The organism is Streptomyces violaceus (assembly GCF_036014075.1).
GTDB lineage: Bacteria > Actinomycetota > Actinomycetes > Streptomycetales > Streptomycetaceae > Streptomyces > Streptomyces violaceus.
The window spans coordinates 4,610,222-4,626,830 of the sequence record NZ_CP107911.1 but is presented as its reverse complement, the minus strand read 5'-3'; the positions used below and the strand labels follow the sequence as shown (position 1 = coordinate 4,626,830).

The following is a 16,609-nucleotide window of genomic DNA, read 5'->3' as shown; positions in this document are numbered from 1 at the left end:
CCGTCGTCCGCGCCGCCGTACAGTGGACGATGGCCAGGAGCCGCAATGAGGAGGTTGACCGCCGTGGCAGAAGAGCTTTCGGGCGCCGTTGATGATGCTGCTACCGCAGCGCGGCCGGAGACTGCCGAAGAAGAGCCGATCAAGCAGCGGAAGAACGGACTGTACCCCGGCGTGTCCGACGAGCTTGCCGAGAACATGAAGAGCGGCTGGGCCGACACCGAGCTGCGTGACCTCGAGCCCGTCCCCCAGGCCGGCGAGACCGCCGCCCGCCGGGCCGCGCTGTCCGCGCGCTTCCCGGGCGAGCGACTGGTGATCCCCGCGGGCAACCTGAAGACCCGCTCGAACGACACCGAGTACGCCTTCCGCGCCTCCGTCGAGTACGCCTACCTCACCGGCAACCAGACGGAGGACGGTGTCCTGGTCCTGGAGCCCAAGGGCGAGGGCCACGAGGCGACGATCTACCTCCTGCCGCGTTCCGACCGGGAGAACGGCGAGTTCTGGCTGAACGGCCAGGGCGAGCTGTGGGTCGGCCGCCGCCACTCCCTGACCGAGGCGGAGCAGCTGTACGGCATCCCCGCCTCCGATGTGCGCGAGCTGGCCGGGGCGCTGGGCGAGGCCACGGGTCCGGTGCGGGTCGTACGCGGGTACGACGCCGGCATCGAGGCCGCGCTGACCGACAAGGTCACCGCCGAGCGCGACGAGGAGCTGCGGGTCTTCCTCTCCGAGGCGCGGCTGGTCAAGGACGACTTCGAGGTCGGCGAGCTGCAGAAGGCGGTCGACTCGACCGTGCGCGGCTTCGAGGACGTGGTGAAGGTCCTCGACAAGGCCGAGGCGACCTCCGAGCGGTACATCGAGGGCACGTTCTTCCTCCGCGCGCGTGTGGAGGGCAACGACGTCGGCTACGGCACGATCGCCGCGGCCGGGCCGCACGCCTGCACGCTGCACTGGGTGCGCAACGACGGGCCCGTGCGGTCGGGCGATCTGCTGCTGCTCGACGCGGGTGTGGAGACGCACACGTACTACACGGCGGATGTGACGCGCACGCTGCCGGTCAACGGGCGGTTCAGCGAGCTCCAGAAGAAGATCTACGACGCGGTGTACGAGGCTCAGGAGGCCGGGATCGCGGCCGTGCAGCCGGGCGCGAAGTACCGGGACTTCCACGATGCCGCGCAGCGGGTGCTGGCGGAGAGGCTGGTCGAGTGGGGGCTCGTCGAGGGGCCGGTGGAGCGGGTGCTTGAGCTGGGGCTTCAGCGGCGGTGGACGTTGCACGGCACGGGTCACATGCTCGGGATGGATGTGCACGACTGCGCTGCCGCGCGGACCGAGACGTACGTCGACGGTGTGCTGGAACCGGGGATGTGTCTGACCGTCGAGCCCGGGTTGTACTTCCAGGCCGACGATCTGACCGTGCCGGAGGAGTACCGGGGTATCGGTGTGCGGATCGAGGACGACATCCTCGTGACCGAGGACGGGAACCGGAATCTGAGTGCGGCGCTGCCTCGGCGGTCGGATGAAGTCGAGGCGTGGATGGCCTCCGTCAAGGGTTGAGTTTCGTCCGCGGGTGCGTGGGGGGCTGGTCGCGCCCACGCGGCGGAGCCGCAATCAGACACAGCCCCGCGCCCCCAAGGCATCCAGGAACAGCGTGCCTGCGAGTAGCGGGGCGCTGCCCCTGGGAATCCAGGCACGCGCCTGAAGGTCTGTGTCCAGGACCGTCAGGGCCGCCGCCCCCTGCTCCGTGGCTGTACCGCCCGCTTCCAGCACACCCCGCGCTCCCGCCTGGACATGGCGTAGGCCGATCGGGCCCGCGGTGTGGAGGAGTTCGGTGTCCTGGAGTGTGGACATCACCGTGAGCAGGGCGTTCAGGCGGGCCTCGGGCTCGCTCGCGCCTTGGGCGCGGGACGTGGCGAGGGTGGTCAGGGCGCGGCGGACGTGGGGGAAGCCGGCCCTGGCTTCGCCCCTCGCACCCGCCGCGCCGTAGCGGGCCGACACCGTGGAGCCGCGTGAGGGGCGGCGCGGGGCGCGGCGGTCCGGGTGGGCGGCGATCTGCTTGGCCAGGGCCGTCGTGTCGGACGGTCGCGCCCCCGGTTTCAGGGCCGCCGCGGCGATCAGCAGGCCGAGCGTCCACAGGGCGCCCCGGTGGCCGCCGCCCGTCAGGCCCACCGTGTGTTCGGTGGAGCGGCCGATCGCGCCCAGTTCCGCCCGGAGCCGGGCGCTGGGCTCGCCCGTGCGGCGGGCCGCTGCGGCCATCGCCGTGAGGCCGGGCAGCAGTGCCCTGGCCGACCAGCGCAGGGAGCTGTGGTCCCGGCGGGTGGCCCGGGCGGTCAGGTCGCGCGGGTCGGGCAGGCCCGGCTTGGGGGCCAGGGCCAGTTGGCCGACCAGTGCGTCGACGGCGGCCTGCGCGAGCAACTCGTCCGCACGGCTGTTCACCGCCGTACCTCAGGAAGAAGGGGAGGACGTGTCTTGTGGTTTCCCGTCATGGAACGGAGAACCTAAGGAGGCCACCCGTCAAGTTCGTGAGTCCGGGCTGAGAGCCCGCTGTGAATCGACCGGAAGCATCCGGCCAACGGCGCCGCGGGTCAAAAAACAGCAGGTCAGCGGTAGTTGGCGTGTGAGATCATGGCCGACCTTGCCGGGCCGACTCGGGGAACAGGCGATTCGATCATGAAGAACGTCCAGACGGCGCTGACCATGCAGGACGCCGTCCTCACCCTGCAGAAGTACTGGAGCGACAACGGCTGCATGATCACGCAGCCGTTGAACACCGAGGTCGGAGCCGGTACGGCCAACCCGGCCACGGCGCTGCGCGTACTCGGTCCCGAGCCGTGGAGCGTCGCCTACGTGGAGCCGAGCGTGCGGCCGGACGACTCGCGCTACGGCGAGAACCCCAACCGGCTCCAGACGCACACCCAGTTCCAGGTCATCCTCAAGCCCGACCCCGGCAACCCTCAGGAGCTGTATCTGGGCAGCCTCAGGGCGCTCGGCGTCGACCTCGGCGCGCACGACGTGCGGTTCGTCGAGGACAACTGGGCCTCACCCGCGCTCGGCGCCTGGGGGCTGGGCTGGGAGGTCTGGCTGGACGGCATGGAGATCACCCAGTTCACCTACTTCCAGCAGGTGGGCGGTGTCGCCCTGGATCCGGTGTCGGTGGAGATCACGTACGGCCTCGAACGCATCCTGATGAACCTTCAGGGCGTGTCCCACTTCAAGGACATCGTCTACGCGCCGGGCATCACGTACGGCGAGGTGTTCGGCCAGAACGAGTACGAGATGAGCCGCTACTACCTCGACGACGCCGACCTCGACACCAACCACCGGCTCTTCGAGGCGTACGCGGCCGAGGCCCGGCGTCTGCTCGACCTGGAGCTGCCGGTTCCGGCGTACATGTACGTGCTCAAGTGCAGTCACACCTTCAACGTGCTCGACGCTCGCGGCGCCATCAGCACCACCGAGCGGGCCAAGGCGTTCTCGCTGATGCGCGGGCTGACGCACGAGTCGGCGAAGTTGTGGGAGCGGCGGCGGGCCGCGCTGGAGTATCCGCTCGGCATGGCGGCCGCACCGGCCCCGGCCGAGCGGCCCGCGCTGCCCAAGGTGCCCGGCGTCGAGACGCTGCTGTTCGAGATCGGCGTGGAGGAACTGCCGTACGCCGACGTGCCCGCCACCACCGAGGCGGTGCGCGAGTCGGTCACCGCCAAGCTGGCCGCGACCCGGCTGGGGCACGGCGCGATCACCGTGATGGCCACACCGCGCCGGATCGTCATCACGGTCGACGGTGTGCAGCCGCGTGAACGGGACACGATGCGGACCGTGCGCGGGCCGAAGGTCGCCGCCGCCTTCAAGGACGGCGCTCCCACTCCGGCTTTGCTGGGCTTTGCCCGCAGCCAGGGCGCCGAACCTACGGACGTGCGGATCGTCGACGTCAACGGGGTCGAGTATGTGACGCTCACCCGTCACGAGGAGGGGCGCTCGGCCGTCGAGGTGCTCAGCGAGCTGCTGGCCGAGGTCGTCTCCGGGCTGCGTGCCGGGCGCAACATGCGCTGGAGCGACCCGGGGCTGTCGTTCTCGCGTCCCGTGCGCTGGCTGCTCGCGCTGCTGGGGCGTACTCCCCTGCCCGTGGTGGTCTCCTCCCTCACCGCGGGCGACACGACGCGGGTGCAGCGCCAGGCCCCCTATCCGGAAGTCCGGGTGACCTCCGCCGAGGGCTACCCGCACTTCCTGCACATGCACGGCATCCTGCTCGACCGGGAGTCCCGGCGCGGCGCGGTGGTCCGCGGTGCCCTGGAGGCGGCGGCCGAAGTCGGCGGGCGGATCGACGTGGAGGGCCAGGCCGGCCTGATCGACGAGATCACCGACATCCTGGAGTTCCCGTACGCCGTGCGGGGGTCGTTCGACGAGCGCTATCTCGAACTGCCCGCGAGCGTCCTGACCACGGTGATGCGCAAGCACCAGCGCTATCTGCCGGTGCTGGACGGCGAACGACTCATGCCGCACTTCGTCACCTTCGCCAACGCCCTGTGCGACGACGACGTGGTGCGGGCGGGCAACGAGGCGGTGCTGCGGGCCCGTTACGAGGACGCCGCGTTCTTCTGGCGGGCGGACCTGAAGGTGCCGCCGGCGGAGTTCCGGAGCCGGCTGGACAAGCTGACCTTCGAGGACCGGCTCGGTACGGTAGCCGACCGCGCCGAGCGCCTCGCCGTCCTCTCCCTCGATCTGGCCGGGCGCGCCGGGCTGGCTCAGGAGGCGGTGGACGTCGTCCGCCGCGCCGGTGCGCTGGCGAAGTTCGACCTGGCGTCCCAGATGGTGATCGAGTTCTCGGGGCTGGCCGGGGTGATGGCCGAGGAGTACGCCCGCCGGGCCGGCGAGTCCGCGGAGGTCGCCCGGGCCCTCGCGGAGATGGAGTTGCCGCGCTCCGCCGGCGGCGCCCTTCCCACCATGGACGCGGGTGCCGTGCTGTCGCTGGCCGACCGGTTCGACCTGGTGACCGGCATGTTCGTGATCGGCGCCGCGCCGACCGGGAGTTCCGATCCATACGGGGTGCGCCGGGCCGCGATCGGGCTGCTCAATGTGCTGCGGAGCCTGCCCGCCGTGGCCGGGGTCCGGGTGCGCGACGGCCTGCGCGCGGCGGCCGTACGGTACGCCGCGCAGGGCGTCGAGGTACCCGCCGAGCGGGTCGCCGAGGCCGCCGAACTGATCACCCGGCGCTATGAGCAGCAGCTCACGGACGCCGGGCACGAACACCGGCTCGTCCAGGCCGTCCTGGTGTGGGCCGACCGGCCCGCCCATGGCGACCGGACGCTGGCCACGCTGGAGCGGCACATCGGCACGGAGGCGTTCGAGGCACTCGCCGCCGCGTTCCAGCGGGTCGTGCGCATCCTCCCCGAGGGCGGCGTCGAGGCAGCGGACCTGTCCCTGCTGACCGCGCCCGCCGAGCTGCGCCTCGCCGAGAGCGCCGAGGCCGTACGCCAGGCGCTGCACGGCCGCGAGGACGACCTCGGGGCGCTGATCGAGGTCTCCGGACCGCTGGTCGACGCGATCAGCGCCTTCTTCGACGAGGTACTGGTGATGGACCCCGAACCGGCGGTCCGTGCCGCCCGGCTGGCGCTGCTCACGCAGGTGGCGGGGCTGGCGCGGACGACGCTGGACTGGAGTGCGCTGTAGGGGCGGACGTGGCAGGAGACGGGTCAGTGGGACGTTTCACGTGAAACGCAGCGGTGGTGATTCACACGGCGGTGGTGCTTCACAGGGCGGTGGTGTTTCACGTGAAACACCACCGCAGGGTCAGACAGCCATCAGCGGCGCGGCGCCCTCGCGCCACTTGAGGACCTTGTCGAAGCTCACCACGGCACCGCCCCGGCCCGGCTTGTTGCCGATGTGGACGTGGTCGGCGAGCTCCTCGATGAGGCACAGTCCTCTGCCGTTCTCCGCGTCGGAGTGCGCGGGCCGGATCGGCGGGCGGGGCCGAGAGGCGGAGGACGCGGGGAAACCCGGGCCCGCGTCGGCGACCTCGATCCGGCACTTCTCGCCGTCGAGGTAGGCCGTGACCCTGTACGCCTCGGAACCAGGGCCGCGGGCCATGTCCCCACCGTGCTCCACAGCGTTGGCGCAGGCCTCGCTGAGGGCGACGGAGAGGTCGTAGGAGATGTCGGGGTCGACGCCCGCGGTCTCCATCGTGCCGATCAGCAGGCGCCTGGCGAGCGGCACGCTGGCAGCTTCGCGCCGCAGATGGAGTGACCACCAGATGCTCATGCTCCAGCCTCCTGGCTGCGGCTCGACATACCGTTACGTATTGCCCCGAGCCCCCGCATGTAAGCGTGAAGTTGACGTGATGCCGCCCATACGGCGGATGTGCGCTGATCCTGATCGGTGTATGTAGGAGCGAACATCGGTGTTAGTGGGGGCGCGCGGGGCCAGAGGGTGACGTTCCGGTCGTACGGCATCTTGCGGACCTGCCGCACGAGGCCCGCGGCGCCAGTGCGATGATGAGCCCGCCATGACTGCCCCCCACGCGCGCGCGACGCGCTCCGGACACCCGCTCCGGATCCTGCGGGCCGCGGTGTTCGCCGCGGTCTGTGTCGTGCTGGCCGGGGCAGGTCACGCCCTGGCGTCGTGCGAGGGCATTCCGCTGTGGACGCTGGGCGCCGGGTTCCTCGGGGTGGTCGCGGTGGCGGCCCCGCTCGCGGGGCGCGTGCGCTCGCTGCCGGGCATCGCGGCATTGCTCGCGATCGGCCAGACGGTCCTGCACACCCTGTTCGGACTGGGCCAGCACGGCACGGCCGCCGCCACCACGTCCTCGGTGCCGGCGGGCACGAGCGACGCCGCGCTGGTCCAGCAGGCCGCGCGGCTCCTGTGCGGCACCACGGCGGCGGCGATCAGCCCGGCGCAGGCCCACAAGATCCTCACCGACGCCCGGCTCCAGCCGACGGGCGGCGCCCACACACACGTGACCACGGACGCCGCAGCGGCCTCGCTGTGGCCGTCCCTGCCGATGCTGCTCGGCCATGTCCTCGCGGCGATCGCCGCCGGCTGGCTGCTGCGCCACGGCGACCTGGCGCTGCTGCGGCTCACCGAACTGTCGGCGCAGGGCGTCACCGAAGGGGCGCTGGTGCGCTCCCTGCGGGCGGCGTTCGCTCTGGTGCGCGCCCTGCGTGCCGGCCTCCCGGGAGCGCCGCAGGCCCGTCCGTGCCCCGCGCCCGCCGGGCGGCCCGTGCCGGAGATGCCGTGCACCACCGCACTGCAGCACACGGTGATCCGGCGCGGCCCGCCTGCCGGCACGGCTCCCGCATCCGCACTCGCCCTCGCCGCCTGACGCGACGCGACCACCACTCCGCTTCTTCGGATCCTCCGGATTCTTCTGAATCCTCGGATTCCCGGACGGCTCGGAGGAGGGGCCGCCGTCGTGCGGCACGCGCGCGTACGCGTATCCCTCTTCCTCATCCCGACCCGACTCACAGCGGAGTGCTCCCTTCCATGAAGGTTTCCCGTATCGCCGCGGCCGGTGCCGCCGCCGGTGTCACCGTTCTCGCCCTGTCCGCACCCGCCTTCGCGCACGTCTCCGTGCAGCCCGAGGGGACGGCCGCCAAGGGCGGCTACGCGGTCGTGGACTTCAAGGTCCCCAACGAGCGCGACAACGCCTCGACCACCAAGCTCGAGGTCAACTTCCCCACCGACCACCCGCTGGCCTCCGTCATGCCGGAGCCGGTCCCCGGCTGGGACATCAAGGTCACCAAGTCCAAGCTGGACAAGCCGCTGGAGATGCACGGCGAGAAGATCTCCGAGGCCGTCACCAAGGTCACCTGGACCGCCGACGGTGACGGCATCAAGGCCGGCTTCTTCCAGAAGTTCCCGGTCTCCATCGGCACCCTGCCCGAGGACGCCGACGAACTCGTCTTCAAGGCCCTCCAGACGTACTCCAACAAGGAGGTCGTCCGCTGGATCGAGGTGCCTCAGGAGGGCCAGGAGGAGCCCGACAACCCCGCCCCGGTGCTGGAGCTGTCCGCCGCCTCCGAGGACGGGCACCACGGCTCGTCGGGCGAGGAGGCCTCCGACTCGGAGTCGGCCGAGAAGGCCTCCGCCGAAACCGCCGCCGCCGACACCGGCTCCTCCGACGGCACCGACACCACCGCCCGCGTCCTGGGCATCGTCGGCATCGTGGTCGGCGCGGCGGGCGTCGCCTACGGCGTGCTCGCCGGGCGCCGGCGCTCCAACGCCTGACGCTGCTTCCGTTGCACGGCGCGCGCCGGGTCCCCGCCCCTCGGACGGGAACACTCCGGTGCGCGCCGGGTCACCGACATCTGGGATTCCTTTCTATGCGCACCAAGACTCTCGCCGCGGCCGCTCTGCTCGCCGCCGCCTCTCTGACCCTGACCGCCTGCGGCAGCGGCGGTGACGGCGACAAGCCCGTCGCCGTGGTGTCGGAGGACGCCGGCACCGAGAAGGCCGCCACCGTCCTCGACAAGCCGTTCGAGAAGCCGGACCTGGTCCTCACCGACACGCAGGGCAAGAAGTACGACCTCCGCAAGGAGACCGAGGGCAAGCCCACGCTGATCTACTTCGGCTACACCCACTGCCCCGACGTGTGCCCGTCGACCATGAGCAACATCGCCGTGGCCAAGAAGCAGCTGCCCAAGGCCGAACAGGACGACCTGCGCGTCGTGTTCGTCACCACCGATCCGGACCGCGACAACCCGGCCGAGCTCGGCAAGTGGCTCAAGGGCATCGACCCCCAGTTCATCGGCCTCACCGGCGACTTCGCGACCATCCAGGCCGGCGCCCGCACCCTCGGCATCTCCATCGACGCGCCGAGGAAGGACAAGAACGGCAAGGTCATCTCCGAGCACGGCACCCAGGTCATCGCGTTCTCGCCGAAGACCGACGGCGGCTATGTGCTCTACGGCGAGGGCGCCACCGTCGACGACTACACCAAGGATCTCCCCGCGATCGTCAAGGGAGCGAACCCGTGAGGCGTCGACTCGGCCCGGCGGCCCTCGTCCTGGCCGGGGCGCTGGCCCTGGCGGGCTGCGGCGGCTCGGACTCCGGATCCGACTCCGGCAGCGGCTCCGCGGACGGGAAGGCGGAACTCTCCGTCGGCTCCGCGTACATGCCGCAGCCGGTCTCCGACGAGATGGCGGCAGGCTTCTTCACCGTCACCAACAAGGGCGGTGCCGCCGACGAGCTGACCTCGGTCACGAGCGATGTCGCCGGGCAGGTCACCGTGCACGAGACCGTCGGCGGAGCCATGCGGGAGGTCAAGGACCTGAAGGTCCCCGCCCACGGTGAACTGGTGCTGAAGAGCGGCGGCGACCACCTGATGTTCGAGCAGTTGAAGCGCAAGCCGAAGGAAGGCCAGACGGTCACCGTCGAGCTGCGGTTCGCCCGCTCGGGGCCCGTCAAGGTCGAGATGCCGGTGAAGTCGGCGACCTACCACCCGAAGACCGGACACTGAGGGAGGGACCCCTGTGACGCAGACCATCGCCCCCCGCGTCCGGAACCTGGTGCTGCTGCTCCTGGCCGCGGCCTGCGCACTCCTCGCGGGAGCGGGCCCGGCCTCCGCGCACGCCGCGGTGACCGGCAGCGACCCCGGGCAGGGGGCGGTGGTCCAGGAGGCCCCGGCCCGGATCTCGCTCACCTTCTCCGAGCAGGTAGCGCTGTCCGACGACTCGCTGCGCGTACTCGACCCGGACGGCAAGCGCGTCGACACGGCCGAGCCGTCCAACGTGAGCGGGACGACGTATGCCGTGCCGCTGAAGCCGGGCCTGCCCGACGGCACGTACACGGTGGCCTACCAGGTCGTCTCCGCGGACAGCCATCCCGTCGCCGGCGCCTACACCTTCTCCATCGGCGCTCCTTCCAAGACATCCGCGACGGTCTCCCAGCAGGCGACCGACGACGGGGTCGTCGGCTGGCTGTACGGCTTCGGGCGGTATGTGTCGTACGCCGGTTTCATCGTGATGGCCGGCGGCGCCGCATTCGTCCTCGCCTGCTGGCGACGCGGCTCCGGAGTGCGGCCTGTGCAGCGGTTCGTCGTCTCCGGGTGGCTCGCGCTCACCGCCGCGACCCTCGCCCTGCTCCTTCTGCGCGGCTCCTACACCGGCTCCGGAAAGGTCGCCGACATCGTCGACCTTTCCCTGCTCGGACAGGTGCTCGAGACCAAGACCGGCGCGGCCCTGGTGTCCCGGCTGCTGCTGCTCGCCGCGGCGGCACTGTTCATCTCCGTGCTGTTCGGGGCGTACGACAAGCGTGAAGACGCCCAGGAGAAGCACGATCTGACCTTCGGTCTCGCGATCGGCGGCGTCGTCGTGGCGGCCGGGCTCGCCGCGAGCTGGGCGATGTCGGAGCACGCCTCGGTCGGGCTCCAGGCGTCCCTCTCCATGCCGGTCGACGTCATCCACCTGCTGGCCGTCGCCGCGTGGCTAGGCGGGCTGGGCGCGCTCCTGGTCGCCCTGTACCGGGCACCGGCCGACGCGCCCGTCGACGCGTCGGCCGTACGCCGCTTCTCCCGTGTCGCCTTCGGCAGCGTGCTCGCGCTGATCGCGACCGGGACGTACCAGTCCTGGCGCCAGCTCGGCTCCTGGTCGGCCTTCACCGACACCCGGTACGGGCAGCTGCTCCTGGCCAAGATCGCCCTCGTGGTCGTCCTGGTCGGCGTCGCGGGGATCTCGCGACGCTGGACAGGACGGCTGATGGAGGCCGTGCCGGCATCGGCGGAGCGGGAAAAGACGCGAGTCGGCGCGGGGGCTGGCTCCTCCGGCGACACAGTTGCCGATGCCTCCGGCGATGACCCGACCGGCACGAACACCGACCGGGACGCCGACGAACAGCCTGTTCCCGAGCCCGACGACACCGAGCCGGCCGACACCGGGCCCGCCGACGCCGAGCGCGCCGCGCAGCTCGCCCGGCAGCGGGCCGCTCGGGACACCGCCCGGCAGAAGCGGCTGCGGGACGCCGATCCGAACCGCTTCGGCCTGCGCCGCTCCGTGCTGGCCGAGGCCGGCATCGCGGTCGTCCTGCTCGCCGTCACCACCGTGCTGACGCAGACCGAGCCGGGCCGTACGGAGCAGGAGGCCAAAGCGGCCGCCTCGTCCTCCGCATCCGCCTCCGCCGACGCCGGAGCATCCGGGGCGCTGACCCTGAACATGCCGTTCGACACCGGCGGCGAGGACGGCAAGGGCGTCGTCACGGTCGACCTCGACCCCGCGCGCGTGGGCGACAACGAGATGCACGTCTACGTGGAGCGGCCCAACGGCCGGGCCTTCGACATCCCCGAGGTGAAGGTCGACTTCACCCTGAAAGCCAAGGACATCGGGCCCCTGCCCGTCGGCCCCGACCACATCGCTACCGGACACTGGTCGGCGAACGGAGTGCAGATCCCCATGGCCGGCGACTGGCAGGTCGACGTGACCGTGCGGACCTCCGACATCGACGAGGTGACCGTTTCCAAGAACGCGCAGATCGGCTGAACCACCATGGTTGACCAGTCCATTCCGGAGGCCCGTACTCCCGGCACCGCCCCGGGGGAGACCGACGCGGCCTCCGCCGGGGAGGGCATCTCACGGCGCCGGATGCTCGGCACCGCCGGTGCCACCGGGCTCGTGCTCGGTACTGCGGGCGCGGCCGGGGGATACGCCGCCGCCCCCTCCGAGGCCGCCACGCCGCTCACCTCGCTCGGCGCCGACCGGGCGATGTTTCACGGGAAACATCAGCCCGGTATCACCGACGCCCTCCAGGCCCGCGGCCACGTCGTCGCCTTCGACCTGGCGGCGGGCGCCGGCCGCAAGGAGGCCGCCGCCCTGCTGCGCCGCTGGTCGGAGACGGCCCGGCGGCTGATGGCCGGCGAGCCGAGCGGGCACGACGACACCGACGTGGCCCGGGACGCCGGACCCTCGTCGCTGACGATCACCTTCGGCTTCGGCCACAGCTTCTTCGCCAGGACGGGCCTGGAGAAGCAGCGCCCGGCTTCCCTCGACCCGCTGCCCGAGTTCTCCTCCGACCGCCTCGACAAGAAGCGCAGCAACGGCGACCTGTGGGTGCAGATCGGAGCCAACGACTCCCTGGTCGCCTTCCACGCCCTGCGCGCGATCCAGAAGGACACCGGCTCGGCGGCCCGGGTCCGCTGGCAGATGAACGGCTTCAACCGCTCGCCAGGCGCCACCGCCCACCCCATGACGGCCCGCAACCTGATGGGCCAGATCGACGGCACCCGCAATCCGAAGCCGGCCGAGTCCGACTTCGACCAGCGGATCTTCGTGCCGGAGCAGGGCGAACCGGCCTGGATGGCGAACGGCTCCTACGCCGTCGTACGCCGGATCCGCATGCTCCTCGACGACTGGGAGAAGCTCTCCGGCAAGGCGCAGGAGGACGTGATCGGGCGCCGCAAGTCCGACGGGGCGGCACTGTCCGGGGGCACCGAGACGACCGCGATGGACCTGGAGAAGACCGACGCCGAGGGCAACCTGGTCGTCCCGATCAACGCCCACGCCCGGATCACCCGGCCCGACCAGAACGGCGGCGCGGCGATGCTCCGCCGCCCGTTCTCCTTCCACGACGGCATCGACACCGACGGGGTGCCCGACGCGGGTCTGCTCTTCATCTGCTGGCAGGCCGATCCGCTGCGCGGCTTCGTGCCGGTGCAGCGCAAGCTCGACCGGGGCGACGCCCTCTCGCAGTTCATCCGGCACGAGTCGAGCGGGCTGTTCGCGGTGCCGGGCGGGGCCGCAAAGGGCGAGTACGTGGGGCAGAAGTTGCTGGAGGGGTGAGAGTTGGCCCCTGGACGGTCTTGTGGGGGATGCCGATTCCGCGGGCCCATTAGGGTGAGGTCATGCCAGCGAGCTATGCGTATCTCGGCCCTGAGGGCACCTTCACCGAAGTCGCCCTGCGCACGCTTCCCGAGGCCGCCACCCGGGAACTCACCCCGTACGTTTCCGTCCAGTCCGCGCTCGACGCCGTACGAACCGGCGAGGCCGAGGCCGCGTTCGTGCCGATCGAGAACTCCGTCGAGGGCGGCATCACCACCACCCTCGACGAGCTGGTCGCCGGCGCCCCGCTGATGATCTACCGCGAGGTGCTGCTGTCGATCACCTTCGCACTGCTCGTCCGCCCGGGCACCGAGCTGTCGGACATCAAGACGGTCTCCGCCCACCCGGCCGCCCAGCCGCAGGTGCGCAACTGGCTGAAGAAGCACCTGCCGGACGCGCACTGGGAGTCGGCCGCCTCGAACGCGGACGCCGCCCGGCTGGTCCAGGAGGGCCAGTACGACGCCGCCTTCGCCGGCGAGTTCGCGGCCGCCCGCTACGGCCTAGAGGCCCTGGAGACCGGGATCCACGACGCGGAGAACGCCCAGACACGCTTCGTGCTGGTCGGCCGGCCCGCCCGGCCCGCGGCGCCGACCGGCGCGGACAAGACGTCCGTCGTGCTGTGGCAGCGCGACGACCACCCCGGCGGTCTGCGCGACCTGCTGGGCGAGTTCGCCACACGTGGCATCAACCTGATGCTGCTCCAGTCCCGGCCGACCGGCGCGGGCATCGGGAACTACTGCTTCTGCATCGACGCAGAGGGCCATATCTCCGACCGCCGGATGGCCGATGCCCTGAAGGGCCTGAAGCGGATCTGCCTCCAGGTTCGCTTCCTCGGCTCCTATCCGCGCGCGGACGTGCGGCCCGGGGATGTCCAGCCGCCGCGGCTGGGGACTTCGGACGAGGAGTTCGTGGAGGCGGCGGACTGGGTGGCGCGGTGCCAGGACGGCCGGTTCTAGGCCGGTTCCGGGCGGGGTTTCAGACCGGTCCCGGGCTGTCGTACCTGCTGATTGTCGTTATCCACAGAAGTTATCCACAGGTTGGCTTCTCGACCTGGGGACAAGTCGACAACGAAGCGTGAGTCAGTCGACAAATCGCCCTACAGGCCCCTGATGCGTCCATCGACGGGCAGGTCACCCTTCGTCCACCGTTTTCCTTTGCGTAACTCTTCGGGGTGACCTGATTCCACTCGAAAGTGAGGATAGAGCGGGTTTGCGCCGGGAATTCTGAGGGGTGAGCGGACCTTCCGGAGTGATCAATTCCGAAGTCCACAGACCTTCCACACAGCCTGTGGATAACTCTTCGGCAGGTGTGGATCCCTGTGGACAACCTGACCCCAAGTCCCGTCTCCCGCAAGGGATTCGAGTCAACGCGGCGCCTCGGGAGTGCCTCGTTCCGGGGAGAGGTGCGCCTTTTATTGACACTGCGCGTAATTCCCCCATAACGGTACGTAATGCTCAGCTGGAATAGTGAGTCGTGGGCGGTCATCGCGCACCGGTAGCCTTGGGCGCGTGATTGACCTTCGCCTGCTTCGTGAGGACCCCGACCGTGTGCGCGCGTCCCAGCGCGCCCGTGGAGAGGACGTCGCGCTCGTCGACGCCCTCCTGTCTGCCGACGAGCGGCGCAGGTCGTCTGGCGTCCGCTTCGACGAGCTGCGCGCCGAGCAGAAAGCGCTCGGCAAGCTCATCCCCAAGGCGGCCGGAGACGAGAAGGCCGAGCTGCTGAAGAAGGCGGGCCAGCTCTCCGCCGACGTCAAGGCGGCCGACGCGGACCGCGACGCGGCCGACACCGAGACCCAGGAGCTGCTCCAGAGGCTCGGCAACCTCGTCCACCCGGACGTGCCCGTGGGCGGCGAGGAGGACTTCGCCACGCTGGAGACGCACGGCACGATCCGCGACTTCGCCGCCGAGGGCTTCGAGCCCAAGGACCACCTGGAGCTCGGCCAGATCCTCGGCGCGATCGACGTCGAGCGCGGCGCCAAGGTCTCCGGCTCGCGCTTCTACTTCCTGACGGGCATCGGCGCGCTCCTGGAGCTCGCCCTGGTGAACGCGGCGATGGCCCAGGCCACCGCGGCCGGCTTCACCCCGATGCTCACCCCGGCCCTGGTCCGTCCCCAGTCCATGGCGGGCACGGGCTTCCTCGGCCAGGCCTCCCAGGACGTCTACCACCTCGCCGACGACGACCTCTACCTGGTCGGCACGTCCGAGGTGGCGCTGGCGGCGTACCACATGGACGAGATCCTCGACGCCGACCGCCTCCCCCTGCGCTACGCGGGCTTCTCGCCCTGCTTCCGCCGCGAGGCCGGTTCGCACGGCAAGGACACCCGGGGCATCTTCCGCGTGCACCAGTTCGACAAGGTCGAGATGTTCTCCTACGTCGCCCCGGAGGACTCGCAGGCCGAGCACCAGCGGCTGCTTGCGTGGGAGAAGCAGTGGCTGACCTCCCTGGAGCTGCCGTACCGCGTGATCGACGTGGCCAGCGCCGACCTGGGCTCCTCGGCCGCCCGGAAGTTCGACTGCGAGGCGTGGATCCCGACCCAGGGCAAGTACCGCGAGCTGACCTCGACCTCGGACTGCACCGAGTTCCAGTCCCGCCGGCTGTCGATCCGCGTCCGTGACGGCAAGCAGGTCAAGCCGCTGGCCACGCTCAACGGCACCCTGTGCGCCGTACCGCGCACGATCGTGGCGATCCTGGAGAACCACCAGCAGGCCGACGGCTCGGTGCGGGTGCCCGAGGTGCTGCGTCCGTACCTGGGCGGCCGGGAGGTCCTGGAGCCGGTGTCCAAGTGACCACCGGTTTCTCATACAAGCTGATCGCCACCGACCTCGACGGGACGCTGCTGCGCTCCGACGAGTCGGTGTCGCAGCGCACCCGTGACGCGCTCGTCGCGGCCACCGCGGCGGGCGCCGCGCACATCGTCGTCACCGGCCGCGCGGTCCCGTGGACCCGGCACATCCTCGACGACCTCGGCTACCAGGGGCTGGCCGTCTGCGGCCAGGGCGCGCAGGTGTACGACGCCGGTGCCCACCGCCTGCTGACGTCGGTCACGCTGGACCGGCAGCTGGCCGGGGTGGCGCTGGCCAAGATCGAGGCGGAGGCCGGCCCGCTGTACCTGGCGGCGAGCCGTGACGGCCTGGACGGCGAGGTGCTGGTGGGCCCGGGCTACGCGGCCCACGGCAACCTGCCCGCGACCCCCTTCACGGACGCGTCGGACCTGTGGACCGCGCCCCTGAACAAGCTGTACATACAGCACCCGACGCTGTCGGACGACGAGCTGTGCGAGGTGGCCACGCGCACCGCCGGCGGTTTCGTCAGTGTCGTCATGGCGGGCGAGGGGATCGTCGAGCTCCTCCCCCTGGGCCTGTCCAAGGCCACCGGTCTGTCCCTGGCGGCCCGCCGGCTCAAGGTGAAGGCCGCGGACACGATCGCCTTCGGCGACATGCCCAATGACATACCGATGTTCGCCTGGTCCTCCTACGGTGTCGCCATGGCGGACGCCCATGAGGAGCTGAAGGCCGTGGCCGACGAGGTGACGTCCTCGAACGAGGAGGACGGCATCGCGGTGGTGCTGGAGCGGTTGCTGGGCTGAGCCTTCGGGTCTTGCGTATTCGGGTGTTGCGTACGGCGGAGGATGCACGGATCGAACGTGCGCGGGCGTTATCGCCCGACCACGACTCGCTTCTGATCAAACACAGCGCAAGCCGGTGCCTTACCGCTCGGCCAATCCTCCGGGTGGGCGGCCCACGCGAGTGCGATTCGCGTGCTCGAAGCGGCCGCCCCGGGCAGCTCCCCGTATGGGGCAAGCTCTACGGAGTGGGGTAGCG

At 70.9% G+C, this 16,609-nt stretch carries 13 protein-coding genes and 1 tRNA gene; 11 read left to right on the top strand and 3 right to left on the bottom strand.

The annotated features are described in order from the left end of the window. Nucleotides 1–45 precede the first annotated feature (45 nt). Nucleotides 46–1,548 carry an aminopeptidase P family protein gene (locus tag OG542_RS20765; protein WP_408057776.1) on the top strand — a complete coding sequence of 501 codons (1,503 nt, stop codon included), beginning with the start codon at nucleotides 46–48 and terminating at the stop codon, nucleotides 1,546–1,548. A gap of 54 nt (nucleotides 1,549–1,602) precedes the next feature. On the opposite strand, the gene OG542_RS20760 is transcribed toward OG542_RS20765, so the two are convergent. After that, nucleotides 1,603–2,427, bottom strand: coding sequence for a triphosphoribosyl-dephospho-CoA synthase (locus tag OG542_RS20760; protein WP_328412871.1), 825 nt, complete (start codon nucleotides 2,425–2,427; stop codon nucleotides 1,603–1,605). 234 nt (nucleotides 2,428–2,661) lie between these two features. Between OG542_RS20760 and OG542_RS20755 the strand changes: the two genes are divergently transcribed. Continuing rightward, nucleotides 2,662–5,655 (top strand): glycine--tRNA ligase, encoded by a 2,994-nt coding sequence (locus tag OG542_RS20755; protein WP_328412869.1) that lies wholly within the window; start codon nucleotides 2,662–2,664, stop codon nucleotides 5,653–5,655. Between the two features lie 120 nt (nucleotides 5,656–5,775). Here the strand turns inward: OG542_RS20755 and OG542_RS20750 are convergent, their stop codons facing one another. Next, nucleotides 5,776–6,243: an ATP-binding protein gene (locus tag OG542_RS20750; RefSeq protein WP_328412867.1), complete on the bottom strand. Its 468-nt coding sequence runs from the start codon at nucleotides 6,241–6,243 to the stop codon at nucleotides 5,776–5,778. A gap of 244 nt (nucleotides 6,244–6,487) precedes the next feature. Between OG542_RS20750 and OG542_RS20745 the strand changes: the two genes are divergently transcribed. The 9 genes from OG542_RS20745 (at nucleotide 6,488) to OG542_RS20705 (ending at nucleotide 16,374) form a co-directional block, all read left to right on the top strand. Then, nucleotides 6,488–7,303, top strand: a complete 816-nt coding sequence (locus OG542_RS20745) for a hypothetical protein (RefSeq protein WP_328412865.1) — start codon at nucleotides 6,488–6,490, stop codon at nucleotides 7,301–7,303. A 161-nt stretch (nucleotides 7,304–7,464) separates the two neighbouring features. Next, a complete protein-coding gene (locus OG542_RS20740; RefSeq protein ID WP_328412863.1) occupies nucleotides 7,465–8,208 on the top strand; it encodes a YcnI family copper-binding membrane protein in 744 nt (247 codons plus the stop codon). A gap of 95 nt (nucleotides 8,209–8,303) precedes the next feature. Beyond that, nucleotides 8,304–8,957: an SCO family protein gene (locus tag OG542_RS20735; protein WP_193479098.1), complete on the top strand. Its 654-nt coding sequence runs from the start codon at nucleotides 8,304–8,306 to the stop codon at nucleotides 8,955–8,957. Continuing rightward, a complete protein-coding gene (locus tag OG542_RS20730) occupies nucleotides 8,954–9,439 on the top strand; it encodes a copper chaperone PCu(A)C (protein WP_328412861.1) in 486 nt (161 codons plus the stop codon). The genes OG542_RS20735 and OG542_RS20730 overlap by 4 nt, the downstream gene beginning before the upstream one ends. Before the next feature lie 13 nt (nucleotides 9,440–9,452). Beyond that, nucleotides 9,453–11,453, top strand: a complete 2,001-nt coding sequence (locus tag OG542_RS20725; RefSeq protein ID WP_328412859.1) for a copper resistance CopC/CopD family protein — start codon at nucleotides 9,453–9,455, stop codon at nucleotides 11,451–11,453. Nucleotides 11,454–11,459: 6 nt separating this feature from the next. Further along, entirely contained in the window at nucleotides 11,460–12,749 is a 1,290-nt protein-coding gene (gene efeB, locus OG542_RS20720) for an iron uptake transporter deferrochelatase/peroxidase subunit (protein WP_328412857.1), read from the top strand. Nucleotides 12,750–12,811: 62 nt separating this feature from the next. Beyond that, complete coding sequence (pheA, locus tag OG542_RS20715; RefSeq protein WP_311126594.1) at nucleotides 12,812–13,744, top strand: prephenate dehydratase; 933 nt, start codon at nucleotides 12,812–12,814, stop codon at nucleotides 13,742–13,744. A gap of 552 nt (nucleotides 13,745–14,296) precedes the next feature. Next, entirely contained in the window at nucleotides 14,297–15,574 is a 1,278-nt protein-coding gene (gene serS / locus OG542_RS20710; protein ID WP_193479103.1) for a serine--tRNA ligase, read from the top strand. After that, complete coding sequence (locus OG542_RS20705) at nucleotides 15,571–16,374, top strand: HAD family hydrolase (protein WP_328412854.1); 804 nt, start codon at nucleotides 15,571–15,573, stop codon at nucleotides 16,372–16,374. Before serS ends, OG542_RS20705 begins: the two co-directional genes overlap by 4 nt. Nucleotides 16,375–16,410: 36 nt before the next feature. On the opposite strand, the gene OG542_RS20700 is transcribed toward OG542_RS20705, so the two are convergent. Beyond that, nucleotides 16,411–16,515 (bottom strand) — tRNA-OTHER (locus OG542_RS20700). Between the last annotated feature and the right edge of the window lie 94 nt (nucleotides 16,516–16,609).

Bases quoted from the DNA above. Each gene is read 5' to 3' on its own strand.
- pheA (WP_311126594.1), top strand. From the start codon at position 12,812: ATGCCAGCGAGCTATGCGTATCTCGGCCCTGAGGGCACCTTCACCGAA.
- OG542_RS20740 (WP_328412863.1), top strand. From the start codon at position 7,465: ATGAAGGTTTCCCGTATCGCCGCGGCCGGTGCCGCCGCCGGTGTCACC.
- OG542_RS20745 (WP_328412865.1), top strand. From the start codon at position 6,488: ATGACTGCCCCCCACGCGCGCGCGACGCGCTCCGGACACCCGCTCCGG.
- efeB (WP_328412857.1), top strand. From the start codon at position 11,460: ATGGTTGACCAGTCCATTCCGGAGGCCCGTACTCCCGGCACCGCCCCG.
- OG542_RS20750 (WP_328412867.1), bottom strand. From the start codon at position 6,243: ATGAGCATCTGGTGGTCACTCCATCTGCGGCGCGAAGCTGCCAGCGTG.
- OG542_RS20735 (WP_193479098.1), top strand. From the start codon at position 8,304: ATGCGCACCAAGACTCTCGCCGCGGCCGCTCTGCTCGCCGCCGCCTCT.
- OG542_RS20755 (WP_328412869.1), top strand. From the start codon at position 2,662: ATGAAGAACGTCCAGACGGCGCTGACCATGCAGGACGCCGTCCTCACC.
- OG542_RS20765 (WP_408057776.1), top strand. From the start codon at position 46: ATGAGGAGGTTGACCGCCGTGGCAGAAGAGCTTTCGGGCGCCGTTGAT.